This window comes from Ornithinibacillus scapharcae TW25 (assembly GCF_000190475.1).
GTDB lineage: Bacteria > Bacillota > Bacilli > Bacillales > Amphibacillaceae > Ornithinibacillus > Ornithinibacillus scapharcae.
The window spans coordinates 24,072-36,213 of record NZ_AEWH01000055.1 but is presented as its reverse complement, the minus strand read 5'-3'; the positions used below and the strand labels follow the sequence as shown (position 1 = coordinate 36,213).

Sequence of the window (12,142 nt, the reverse complement as noted above, 5' to 3'; positions counted from 1 at the left end):
ACACTGGTAAATCCTGGTACTTCACTATTAGTACTATCAGAAAGAAGGCATAATACTCCTTCTTTACCTATTTCAGCCATTTTTGTTAAGTTTGCAGGTTCACCAACTGGTGTAAAGTCGAATTTAAAATCTCCGGTATGAACAATATTACCAGGAGGAGTCTTAACGACTACACCATATGAATCTGGAATACTATGAGTTGTACGGAAAAATGATACAGATGTTTTTCGGAATTTAATGACATCGTCTTCTTGAATGGGAATTAATTTTGCATTTCTTAATAAACCATGTTCTTCTAATTTATTTCGAATTAAGCCAATCGCAAGCTTTCCAGCATAGATCGGTATATTTACTTCTCGCAATAGATATGGAATACCACCAATATGGTCTTCATGACCATGTGTAACTATCAGACCTTTAATTTTCTCTTGGTTCTGTACTAGGTATGAGTAATCAGGAATAACGTAATCGATTCCTAGTAGCTCGTCCTCAGGGAACTTAATTCCTGCGTCAATTAGAATTATTTCATCTTGGAATTGAACACCATAAGTGTTTTTACCAATTTCTCCTAATCCACCTAGTGCAAACACTGCTGCTTGATCATTTTTTACAAACTTCATAAATTAGACGTTCTCCACTTTGAAGTTTTCGGACTGTTTTTCATACTCTAGATGTGCTTCATCTAAAGCTTGGATAAATTCAATATTTACGTTGCGAGCGCTTAATTTTTGTCTTACTTCTTTTTCGGATTCTGCCTCAATATAAAGGCTTTTAGAATGTTCCCGTACTGGTACTTCATACGGTAATTCTTGGTAAATTACTTTAAAAATCATACTATCTCTCCTGTCTCTCTCTAAAACTTATTAACACCATTCAAAAAACTACAAGAAAATCTCATCTCCATCATAAAGGATGAATATTTCTTGGTGTAAGGTTTCCCCAGCTATATAGATCATATTGAACCGAAGAACAAGTCATTTACAATCTGGCTTAAGGTTTATCGTGCATCATTAGATTCCGCATCTTTTATCCGTATTCATACACCTAAATACTTAACAAAAAGGCAAGTAAAACATAATTAGATTTATCATTATCGGTAGATTGGCTATTGTTTATACCTTGCCTTAATCTCTTCTTTATTCCTTAAAAGTTGATGGCACACGTCCTCGACCTAAAAAATCCTTCCAACGCTTCTTTAGCTTTTCTTTTAGGCGACGTAACATAAGGACATACACTCCTTTCAGAAGATTAAAGAAAAGCAATATAAAAAATTCTACCGTCCAATCCCACTTATTTATAGTATAGTACGGAATTAAAAATATTGAAATAAAAATAACCTATTTGTTCTAAAAAACATTTTTATAGATTTAAGCATGAAGAAGGTTAGAAGATAGCAAGGCTTAGATTCCTGTTAGTATTCTGCTCTATATTTCATCATTATATGCATTCCCTATAAACGATGGGAAGTACTTATTTTTAGGTCTAAATGGAATCTACCACGTAAAATTCAGATAAAGAAAACCGAACTAACACCAATTCCTATATAATAGGGGATTGGTATTAGTTCGGTTTCTATTCGTAAAGTATTCGGAATACGGGAGGTTTTAGCTATTCAATTGCTTTTGAGTTCTCGGGTATTGCATATGGATTATCTTGGTTAATGTGGTCATAGAACATAATCCCGTTTAAATGATCGATTTCATGCTGGAATACGATAGCAGCATAGTCTTTAAGTCGAAGTTTGATTTCTTCACCTTCTAAAGTTGTTGCTTTTACTGTGATTCGCGCATACCTCGGAACAAAGCCTTCTACGTTTCTATCCACTGATAAGCATCCTTCACCAACAGCTAAGTAAGCTTTTTCAACTGAATGACTTACGATTTTTGGATTAATTAAGCCGTAACTGTATAGTTTTCCATTGCCATCTTCAAAATGAACAGCGATCAATCTTTTGTTTATTCCGAGTTGAGGTGCAGCTATTCCTACACCTGGTCTAAGATTATATCTTGCACATGTTTTCTCATCTTGACTATTTTTAAGGAATTTAAGCATATCACCAAGCAATGTAAGTTCTTCTTCACTAGGTGGAATTGCTACTTCATTTGCTACTTCTCGAAGTGAAGGGTGACCTTCCCGTACCACATCATCCATTGTTAACATATCTTATCACTCCATCTCTATATCGCCTTATATTATTATCATATTATGGTCAATTAAATAGTTTATCATATAATTTGTTCAAAGAGCATAAATTTACTGTAAGACAAGCTATAATTGTCTCCATCAAGTAAGTCGATTTGTGATATACTAAATAACGGTTATTCAAACTAGTGAACGCAGCCGAGTATGAGGAGGAGTTTTAACGTGAAGGTAAATAAACTATTTCTTGCTATTTCCATCGGGATAACTTTGTTTATAGCAGGGTGTGGAAATAGTCCTGAATCAGAGATATACAATCATTTAGAAGAAGCTGTAAAACTTGAAGAGGGTTTCCAAGAGCAACAGGATGATATAACGAAATTAGAACAAAAAGAACAAGAACTATATAAGGAAATTATTGAGCTTGGTATAGATGAGCTTGACAAAATTAAAGAATTGGCTGACCAGGCACTTATTTCAATTGAAGAACGTAAAGAAAAGATCTCGTTAGAAAAAGAAAGTCTAGATGCTTCACGCAAGGAATTTGAGAACTCCAAAGAATACATTGAAAAGGTAGAAGATAAGGAAGCTAAAGAAAAAGCTTTAGCCATGTATGAAACAATGGAGAAACGATACGATGCCTATGACAAATTGCATGCAGCATATAATGATTCGTTGACACTAGAAAAAGAATTATATGCAATGCTACAACGTGATGAATTAGAACAAGAAGAATTACAGCAACACATTGAGAGTATAAATCTGAAATATCAAGAAGTTATAGAGGCGAATGAAGCGTTTAATACGTTTACAACAGAGTATAACACCTTGAAAAAAGGATTTTATGAACTAGCGAATATTGACGTGAAATATAATACTGAAAAATAAAACTCAAAAAATACTTACCAATTTATGGTGAGTATTTTTTTGGTAAAAAACTAACCGTGGGTATCATGAAAGTATTTTGAGGAAGTATCTATTAGAAATTAGAAATCAATAAAGTGTTGTTAGTTCAATGGTAGGAGTTATGGATAATCTTATACCTATATGAAGCTTGAAAATAATACAGGTATGTTTTTTTAGTATAACAGTTTTTTGAAAAGGGATGTTTAGTTTTCCTAGTCGCTAAAATTGAAACCTTAAAAAGCAAACTAGTTGACCGGATGATAGTGAATGAGCTAAACTTTATTTGTAATCATAATTGTACCAGTAAATTTTGCTCAAATTATGTAACAGTTTGTGGAATCACTTGATTAAGTTCACTAACTCAGCAAAATAAGCAAATAGGTACAGATTTTCCTTTTTTTTGGGAAGGATAGAAAAGATAAATTATAAGGATATATGAAAGGAAGAGGTGAACTATTTTGAAACACATTTTAGAAAGTGTTGAAAGTCAGTTCGAAATGTTCCAGATTCTAAATGAAGATGGAAAGATTGTCAACAAGGATGACATGCCTGATTTATCAGATGATGAATTAAAAGAACTTATGAGAAGAATGGTTTATACTCGCATACTTGATCAACGTTCCATCGCATTAAACCGTCAAGGACGTTTAGGTTTCTATGCGCCTACTGCAGGTCAAGAAGCATCGCAATTAGGTAGCCATTTTGCACTAGAAAAAGAAGACTACATTTTACCAGGATATCGTGATGTTCCTCAATTGATTTGGCACGGTTTACCACTTTATCAAGCTTTCTTGTTCTCTAAAGGACATTTCCATGGTAACCAAATGCCTGAAGGTTTAAACGCACTTCCACCACAAATTATTATTGGTGCACAGTATGTTCAAGCTGCAGGTGTTGGACTTGGTTTGAAAATGCGTGGTAAGAAAGCAGTAGCTATTACGTACACTGGTGATGGTGGTACTTCAGAAGGTGATTTCTATGAAGGTATGAACTTTGCTGGAGCATATAAAGCACAAAACATCTTTATTGTACAAAATAACGGATTTGCTATTTCTGTACCTAGAGAAAAACAAACAGCTGCTAAAACATTAGCGCAAAAAGCTATTGCTGCAGGTATTGAAGGAATCCAAGTAGATGGTATGGATGTTCTTGCTGTTTATGCGGCTACGAAACATGCTCGTGAGCGTGCTATTGCTGGTGAAGGACCAATGTTGATTGAGACAATCACTTACCGTTATGGTCCACATACTATGTCTGGGGACGATCCAACTCGTTACCGTTCAGCAGACCTTGACTCTGAGTGGGAGAAGAAAGATCCACTTGTTCGTTTCCGTAAATTCTTAGAAGGCAAAAAACTTTGGTCTGAAGAAGAAGAAAATAAAGTAATCGAACAAGCAAAAGAAGATATTAAGGAAGCTATTAAGAAAGCTGACCAATATCCAAAAATGAAAGTTACTGATTTAATTTCAAATATGTTTGAAACACTTCCAAACAATCTACAAGAACAAATGGAAGAGTATAAAGCAAAGGAGTCGAAATAAACAATGGCACAAATGACAATGATTCAAGCAATCACTGATGCACTACGCGTAGAATTAAAAAATGATGAAAATGTGCTAGTGTTTGGTGAGGATGTTGGCCAAAACGGTGGGGTATTCCGTGCTACTGAAGGCCTACAAAAAGAATTCGGGGAAGATCGTGTATTTGATACGCCATTAGCTGAATCTGGAATTGGTGGTCTTGCAATCGGATTAGCTCTAGAAGGATATCGTCCAGTACCAGAAATTCAGTTCTTCGGTTTCGTGTATGAAGTAATGGATTCAATTAGTGGTCAAATGGCGCGTATGCGTTATCGTTCTGGTGGTACGAAAAATGCACCTATTACAGTTCGCTCACCGTTCGGTGGTGGTGTTCATACACCAGAATTGCACGCTGACTCATTAGAAGGTTTAGTGGCACAACAACCTGGTTTAAAAGTTGTTATTCCATCAACACCTTATGATGCAAAAGGTTTATTGATTTCAGCTATTCGTGATAATGACCCAGTTATTTTCCTAGAGCATATGAAACTATATCGCTCATTCCGTGGTGAAGTACCTGAAGGCGAATATACAATTGAAATTGGTAAAGCAGACGTGAAACGTGAAGGTAAAGATGTGACAATTGTAACTTATGGAGCAATGGTACACGCTTCACTTAAAGCTGCTGAGGAGCTTGAAAAGAACGGTATCGACGTAGAGGTTATTGACCTACGTACGGTTTCACCAATCGATATCGATACGATTCTAGCATCAGTTGAAAAAACAAATCGTGTAGTAGTTGTTCAAGAAGCACAACGCCAAGCAGGTGTTGCAGCAAATATTGCAGCTGAAATTCAGGAACGTGCGATTTTACACTTAGAAGCTCCTGTATTACGTGTTACTGCACCAGATACGGTATTCCCATTCTCTGAAGCAGAAAATGTATGGTTACCAAACTATAGCGACATCATTGAAAAAGTAAACACTGTAATGAATTTCTAAATTTGATAGGAGGCTTTACTAATGGCTTTTGAATTTAAATTACCGGATATTGGAGAAGGAATCCACGAAGGTGAGATTGTTTCTTGGATGGTAAAAGAAGGCGACGTAGTAAAAGAAGATGATGTACTTTGTGAAGTACAAAATGATAAAGCAGTTGTAGAAATTCCTTCACCAGTTGAAGGAACTGTTACAAAAATCTTCGTTCAAGAAGGTGAAGTAGCGGTAGTTGGAGATACATTAATTTCTTTTGATGCAGAAGGTTATGAGGATGCTGGAAGCGAAGAACAAGCTGCTGAACCTGCAAAAGAAGAATCACCAAAAACTACTCCTGCAGCAAATAATGTTCAAGCAGAAGGAAATGTGGATGATGATAAGCGAATCATCGCAATGCCATCTGTACGTAAATATGCTCGTGACAATAACGTGAATATCAAAATGGTAGCAGGATCAGGTAACAATGGTCGTGTTACGAAAGAAGATATTGATAGCTTCTTAAATGGTGAGGCACCTGCTGCTACACAAACTACTGAAGCGGCAGCTACAGATAAGAAAGAAACACCTGCAGCTAAAGCTCCAGTTCTAGAAGGTAGCTTCCCTGAAACTCGTGAGAAAATGAGCCCGATTCGTAAAGCAATTGCTAAAGCAATGGTTAATTCTAAATCAAAAGCTCCTCACGTTACATTAATGGACGAAGTAGATGTTACAGCACTAGTTGCTCATCGTAAGAAATTCAAGCAAACAGCTATCGACCAAGGTATTAAATTAACTTACCTACCTTATGTTGTAAAAGCAATTGTATCTGCATTGAAGAACTACCCAATTCTAAATGCTTCTATTGATGATGCAACAGAGGAAATTGTACAAAAACATTACTATAATATTGGTATTGCGGCAGATACAGAAAAAGGTTTACTTGTACCAGTTGTAAAAAATGCAGATCGTAAATCTATTTTCGAAATCTCAGCTGAAATCAATGAATTGGCAGATAAAGCTAGAAGTGGTAAACTAGCACCAGATGAGATGAAAGGTGCTTCAAGTACTATTTCTAATATTGGTTCTGCTGGGGGACAATGGTTTACACCAGTTATTAACTACCCTGAAGCAGCAATTTTAGGTATTGGCCGAATTGCTGATAAACCAATCGTACGTGACGGAGAAGTTGTAATTGCTCCAGTACTTGCAGTTTCATTGAGCTTTGATCACCGTATCGTTGATGGTGCTACTGCTCAAATGGCCTTAAATCAAATCAAGCGATTATTAAATGATCCACAATTAATCATGATGGAGGCGTAAGGTTATGGTAGTAGGAGATTTTCCAATTGAATTAGACACACTTGTTGTCGGTGCAGGACCTGGGGGATATGTTGCTGCAATTCGTGCTGCACAATTAGGTCAAAAAGTAACGATCGTTGATAAAGGTGCTTTAGGTGGCGTATGTTTAAATGTTGGTTGTATTCCATCAAAAGCTCTAATCGAAGCTGGACACTCTGTCGTTCATGCACATGGTAATGAAGATTTAGGAATTAAAACTTCTAAAGTAACAGTTGACTTTGGTAAAGTCCAAGAATGGAAAGCATCTGTAGTTAACAAGTTAACTTCTGGAGTAGAAAGTCTACTTAAAGGTAACAAGGTAGATATCGTAAAAGGTGAAGTTTATTTCGTTGATAAGAATACTGTAAAAGTTATGGATGAGAAATCTTCTCAAACATATACATTCAAAGATTGTATCATTGCAACTGGTTCTTCACCAATTGAGATTCCTACATTCAAATTCTCTGATCGTGTACTAGATTCAACAGGTGCACTAAATCTTAAAGAAGTACCTAAGAAATTAGTTGTTATTGGTGCTGGTTATGTCGGTAGTGAGCTTGGTTCAGCTTATGCAAACTTTGGAACTGAAGTTGTATTCCTTGAAGGTGCAAAAGACATCCTAAGCGGTTTCGAAAAACAAATGACTGCTCTTGTTAAGAAACGTCTGAAAAACAAAGGTGCTACTATCATCACCGAAGCAATGGCTAAAGGTGTTGAAGAAACAAAAGACGGCGTAAAAGTTACTTACGAAGTAGGCGGAAAAGAAGAAACTGTTGAAGCTGATTATGTATTAGTAACAGTTGGTCGTCGTCCAAATACTCGTGAAATCGGTCTTGAACAAGTTGGTATTGAAGTAGATGAACGCGGTCTAATCAAAATTGATAAGCAATGTCGTACAAATGTGGAAAATATCTATGCAATTGGGGATATTGTTGCTGGACCACCACTTGCTCATAAGGCATCATACGAAGGTAAAATTGCTGCAGAAGCAATTAGCGGTGAAAAATCTGAAATTGATTACATCGGTATTCCAGCAGTAGCATTTGTAGAACCAGAACTTGCAACTGTTGGATTGACAGAACAAGAAGCTAAGGATGCAGGCTACAATGTAAAAGTAGCTAAATTCCCATTTGGTGCTAATGGACGTGCATTATCTCTTAATTCAACTGACGGCTTCCTAAAATTAATAACTCGTAAAGAAGACGGATTAATTCTAGGTGGTCAAATTGCTGGTCCTAATGCTAGTGATATGATTTCTGAGATTGGTCTTGCGGTTGAAGCTGGTATGACAGCGGAGGATATTGCTTTAACAATCCATGCTCACCCAACGCTTGGTGAAATCACTATGGAAGCAGCAGAAGTTGCTTTAGGTACACCAATTCATATGCTATAAGATATCATTTTATGAATATAAAGGAGTAACACATGTATAATCCATGTGTTACTCCTTTTTTGGTAGATATGAAAGTAATAAATAACTATTTTCGTCTGCATAAGTAAACGAACGCATTCAAATTTTTCTAACGATGTCATGATAAAGATGCTACGAAGTTATGACTTCCCTAATAAAAGTGATTGTCTTCCTAATGATAATCAGGGTAAACTAAAGTTATGTCGAATTTTATCAATACATCAGGAGGGAAAAACATGAGAGTTATCGTTATGTTGGCAATATCGTTACTTATTGTACTGTCTAGCTGTAATAGCGCGGAGGAGAAAACAAGTGATGAGAACGTGTCGACGAAACAAAATCAGGACAAAGTAGGACAAGAACCAAAACAGAGTAATGAAGAAAAGACGGATGTATCACCTGATGTCGAAGAAAAGAACGGTGAAGATCAAAAAGAATTAGCGGAAAGACAGAAATCGCTCTACCGTGTTTCGGAAAATTGGTCTTTAGTTCCGATAGAAGAAGGAACAAATGAAAAGGTCGTATTATTGACTATCGATGATGCACCTGAAAAATATTCTCTCGAGATGGCGAAGACTTTAAAAGAATTAGATGCCGGGGCTATATTCTTCGTAAATGGTCACTTTATAGACACTCCCGAAGAGCAAGAAATGCTAAAAGAGATTCATGAAATGGGATTTGTTATCGGAAATCATACCTATTCACATGTTAACCTAGGGGCTATAGAGAATAATCCGGACAAGCAACGTGAAGAAATCATTAAGCTGAATGACCTGATTGAAGATATTATAGGAGAAAGGCCGAAATTTTTTAGAGCTCCACATGGTGTAAACACAGAATTATCGAAGCAAATTGCTATAGAGGAGCAAATGGTATTAATGAATTGGTCCTATGGTTATGACTATTTTACACCTTATATGGACAAAGAGAAACTAACAGAGGCAATGGTAAGTGGTAAGGGACCAGAGGTAGATGTACCATATTCATTATTAAAACCAGGAGCTAATTTACTAATGCATGACCGCGAATGGACTAATGCCGCTTTAAAGGATATAGTATTAGGACTAAGAGAACAAGGGTATGAAGTACTTGATCCACATGAAATCAAAACAATAGAGTAATGCTTATGTTTACCAGTGAATAATTTCACTGGTAATTTTTTGTTTAATCTGTTATACTATTTATAAGAATTACACTATTAGTCCATACTAATTATTAATTATGCTACAATTAAAGTGAGAGGTGTTGAGTTGATGGGGATTATTGTATGTCAACATTGTCAAGAAACGATTGAGCATTATGAAAATGAAAAGGTAGCAGTGCTTTACGGTACCTGCTGTGATTGTAAGAACGATAAAAAGTAAATATAAGCTAGGAATAAATCAATCCATTTTGCTACGTATCAACGTAGCTTTTTTATTTATATAAAGGGTCTAACATGTTAGGATGACACTATAAGATATAGTGGAGGGGATGAGCATGAGCTGGAATACTCGTATTACACAATTACTTCAAGTTAAATATCCAATTATTCAAGGTGGATTGGCCCATTTAGCCTATGCAGAATTAGCAGCTGCCGTATCGAATGCAGGTGCACTTGGACAAATTACCGCTATGAGTTTAGAAAGTCCTGAAGCTTTACGGAAAGAAATAATAAAGGTGAAGAAGCTAACCAAGAAACCATTCGGCGTTAATTTTGCTATCGGGCAACACAATCGTCCCTTCGAGCAAATGGTACAAGTAGCCATTGATGAAGAGGTCTCAGTAATATCTGTTACTGGTGGCAACCCTAAGGGAGTTCTGGAAATGGTAAAGAACTACTCTATTAAAACATTGGTATTAGTCGCTGCTACTCGACAAGCTGTAAAGGCAGAGGAATTAGGGGCAGATGCAGTTATTGTAGTTGGACAAGAAGGTGGCGGACACCTGGGGCGATCTGATACAGGAACTATTGTATTAACGCCCCAGGTTGCTGATAAGGTTAATATTCCCGTAGTGGCTTCTGGTGGTATTTTTGATGGTCGAGGTTTAATGGCAGCATTATCTCTAGGAGCTGATGGGATTGAAATGGGCACTAGGTTTATCGCTACACAAGAGTGTGTACATGCCCATCCGGTTTACAAACGGGATATTATCGAAGCGAATGAGAATGATACAGTTATTATTAAAAAGACACTTGGAGCTCCAGCCAGGGCATTACAGAATCGATGGACAGAAGAAATATTAAACCTGGAAAAGCAAGGGGTAGGGTATGATGGGTTAAAAGATTACATAAGTGGGAAAGCAAATAGAAATTATATTCATAAAGGGGAAAATGATAAAGGGTTCGGTTGGGCAGGTCAAAGTGCTGCAGGAATTAAGGACTTACCAACTGTACAAGAGCTTATTAATCGAATGATTAAGCAAGCTGAAGTAATTAGAGAAGACTGGTCAAAATGAGGTGAAATTAATATGAATTATTCTTATCCCTTTGATGTAAGTTGGTCAAAAGAAGAAATTGTCAATGTCGTTCAATTCTTTACGTTGGTAGAAAAAGCATATGAACAGGGAATTGACCGCGATATATTGTTAGCGGGATATCGTAAATTTAAACAAGTGGTTCCATCTAAAAGCGAGGAAAAGAAATACTTTGCTGAATTTGAACGGGACTCTGGTTATTCAGGTTATCATACGGTAAAAAAGGCAAAAGAAAGCCAAAGCAGTGTTATAAAAATGAAATAGTAATAAGGGCATAACCTTATTAAGGTTATGCCCTTATTACTTAAGATGCGTCTAAAGCCAGACGATAGAATGGGATTAATTGATCGAATGTCTCCTTAATAAAACTTACTAACTCATCTCCATCAGAAACTAGATTATCATCAGGTGATAAGTGCTTCCCAATAAGAAATTCGGCCTTCTTAACGTCACGAAATCGTTCTAAATGTCTCTTTTCAAGTTCCTCTAAAGGAAGAGATTCCTTTTTCATATGGTCTAATGAGACAACATATTCTCCATCTAAATTATCAAACTGGTCAAAATGAGAAAGAAACTTTTTGGCAATAGCAGTTTTATGGTCCAATTCATATATACATGCAAGCCATATAAACAAATGATCATCAAATAACCCCACTTGGAAATGTGGGTGTTTTTTATATCCACGGTTATTGTGTGATATTGCAAGCCAGGTATCTTTAGGAGGATTAACCGTTCTTCTCGCGTGTTTAGCAATATGTAAATACAACTCATTGCCAAGCTTGGAAGAAAGATAATTGGTTAATTCTTGTCCAATTTCTTTAAATTTAGGTTGAATTCTAGATTGGATTGCTTCCATCCGGGCATCTAGTCCATCGATATTGAATGTGTTAAAGTCTGATTGGGTAAATCCTGTGATAGTCATATTCAAAACACCTTCCAAGTTAATTTAATTATATTTATTATTATGAGCGACTTAATATAAACTAGTCAAGTCATTACTTCCTTTAATATTTTTAACGAAATTCGAAAAAAGTCATATATATAAAGAAAACAGAGTAAATGTTCATGAAAACTTGGACAACACAACAGTATATTGAATAAGTCCATACAATGAATACGTGTAATGAGCTCAAAAATGAACATAAAAATGTTTGAAAGGATGTGTGACTTTTGAAATATATTATAGAAGAAGTTAAAAGACAAGAAGAAAAAGAAAAGATTCCCGTTATCCGTATGGAAATTGATTATGAATTATTAACACTTGCTGATGCACTTAAAGAAAATGATAAAGTTCAAATTATAAAGTCCAAAGAAAAACTAACAGTACTACGCCGAAAACTATTAGACTTACTTGAGAAATAATAATAATCAAATAAGGGTGTCTCAGAATAGAGAT

The 12,142-nt window shown here is 35.9% G+C and carries 13 protein-coding genes and 1 pseudogene; 10 read left to right on the top strand and 4 right to left on the bottom strand.

The genetic code is table 11. The features are described 5' to 3' along the window. The 3 genes and pseudogenes from rnjA to def all read right to left on the bottom strand — a co-directional run. A pseudogene (rnjA, locus tag G5W_RS0115055) lies at positions 1–620 on the bottom strand (ribonuclease J1); the annotation flags it as partial. A 3-nt stretch (positions 621–623) separates the two neighbouring features. Further along, positions 624–833: a DNA-dependent RNA polymerase subunit epsilon gene (locus tag G5W_RS0115050; RefSeq protein WP_010097948.1), complete on the bottom strand. Its 210-nt coding sequence runs from the start codon at positions 831–833 to the stop codon at positions 624–626. 775 nt (positions 834–1,608) lie between these two features. Continuing rightward, the gene (gene def / locus G5W_RS0115040) at positions 1,609–2,160 is read right to left on the bottom strand and encodes a peptide deformylase (protein ID WP_010097947.1); all 552 of its coding nucleotides are present in this window, start codon (positions 2,158–2,160) and stop codon (positions 1,609–1,611) included. A gap of 204 nt (positions 2,161–2,364) precedes the next feature. Here def and G5W_RS0115035 point away from each other — a divergent pair, with 204 nt between their 5' ends. The 9 genes from G5W_RS0115035 (at position 2,365) to G5W_RS0115000 (ending at position 11,010) form a co-directional block, all read left to right on the top strand. Beyond that, on the top strand, positions 2,365–3,027 hold the full coding sequence (locus G5W_RS0115035; RefSeq protein WP_010097946.1) for a YkyA family protein: 663 nt from the start codon (positions 2,365–2,367) through the stop codon (positions 3,025–3,027). 515 nt (positions 3,028–3,542) lie between these two features. After that, entirely contained in the window at positions 3,543–4,586 is a 1,044-nt protein-coding gene (pdhA, locus tag G5W_RS0115030; RefSeq protein ID WP_193372403.1) for a pyruvate dehydrogenase (acetyl-transferring) E1 component subunit alpha, read from the top strand. 3 nt (positions 4,587–4,589) lie between these two features. Continuing rightward, positions 4,590–5,567 (top strand): alpha-ketoacid dehydrogenase subunit beta, encoded by a 978-nt coding sequence (locus G5W_RS0115025; RefSeq protein ID WP_010097944.1) that lies wholly within the window; start codon positions 4,590–4,592, stop codon positions 5,565–5,567. Between the two features lie 21 nt (positions 5,568–5,588). Continuing rightward, positions 5,589–6,860 (top strand): dihydrolipoamide acetyltransferase family protein, encoded by a 1,272-nt coding sequence (locus G5W_RS0115020; RefSeq protein ID WP_010097942.1) that lies wholly within the window; start codon positions 5,589–5,591, stop codon positions 6,858–6,860. A gap of 4 nt (positions 6,861–6,864) precedes the next feature. Beyond that, a complete protein-coding gene (gene lpdA / locus G5W_RS0115015; RefSeq protein WP_010097940.1) occupies positions 6,865–8,271 on the top strand; it encodes a dihydrolipoyl dehydrogenase in 1,407 nt (468 codons plus the stop codon). Positions 8,272–8,525: 254 nt separating this feature from the next. Further along, positions 8,526–9,410 (top strand): polysaccharide deacetylase family protein, encoded by an 885-nt coding sequence (locus tag G5W_RS0115010; protein WP_010097938.1) that lies wholly within the window; start codon positions 8,526–8,528, stop codon positions 9,408–9,410. 132 nt (positions 9,411–9,542) lie between these two features. Beyond that, positions 9,543–9,653, top strand: a complete 111-nt coding sequence (locus G5W_RS23385) for a GapA-binding peptide SR1P (protein WP_081472477.1) — start codon at positions 9,543–9,545, stop codon at positions 9,651–9,653. A 115-nt stretch (positions 9,654–9,768) separates the two neighbouring features. Next, positions 9,769–10,728, top strand: coding sequence for an NAD(P)H-dependent flavin oxidoreductase (locus G5W_RS0115005; RefSeq protein ID WP_010097935.1), 960 nt, complete (start codon positions 9,769–9,771; stop codon positions 10,726–10,728). A gap of 12 nt (positions 10,729–10,740) precedes the next feature. Continuing rightward, positions 10,741–11,010 carry a UPF0223 family protein gene (locus tag G5W_RS0115000; RefSeq protein WP_010097934.1) on the top strand — a complete coding sequence of 90 codons (270 nt, stop codon included), beginning with the start codon at positions 10,741–10,743 and terminating at the stop codon, positions 11,008–11,010. A 40-nt stretch (positions 11,011–11,050) separates the two neighbouring features. On the opposite strand, the gene G5W_RS0114995 is transcribed toward G5W_RS0115000, so the two are convergent. Beyond that, complete coding sequence (locus tag G5W_RS0114995) at positions 11,051–11,668, bottom strand: YktB family protein (protein WP_010097932.1); 618 nt, start codon at positions 11,666–11,668, stop codon at positions 11,051–11,053. Between the two features lie 248 nt (positions 11,669–11,916). On the opposite strand from G5W_RS0114995, the gene G5W_RS0114990 reads away from it, so the two are divergent. After that, the gene (locus tag G5W_RS0114990) at positions 11,917–12,108 is read left to right on the top strand and encodes a hypothetical protein (protein ID WP_010097929.1); all 192 of its coding nucleotides are present in this window, start codon (positions 11,917–11,919) and stop codon (positions 12,106–12,108) included. Positions 12,109–12,142 lie beyond the last annotated feature (34 nt).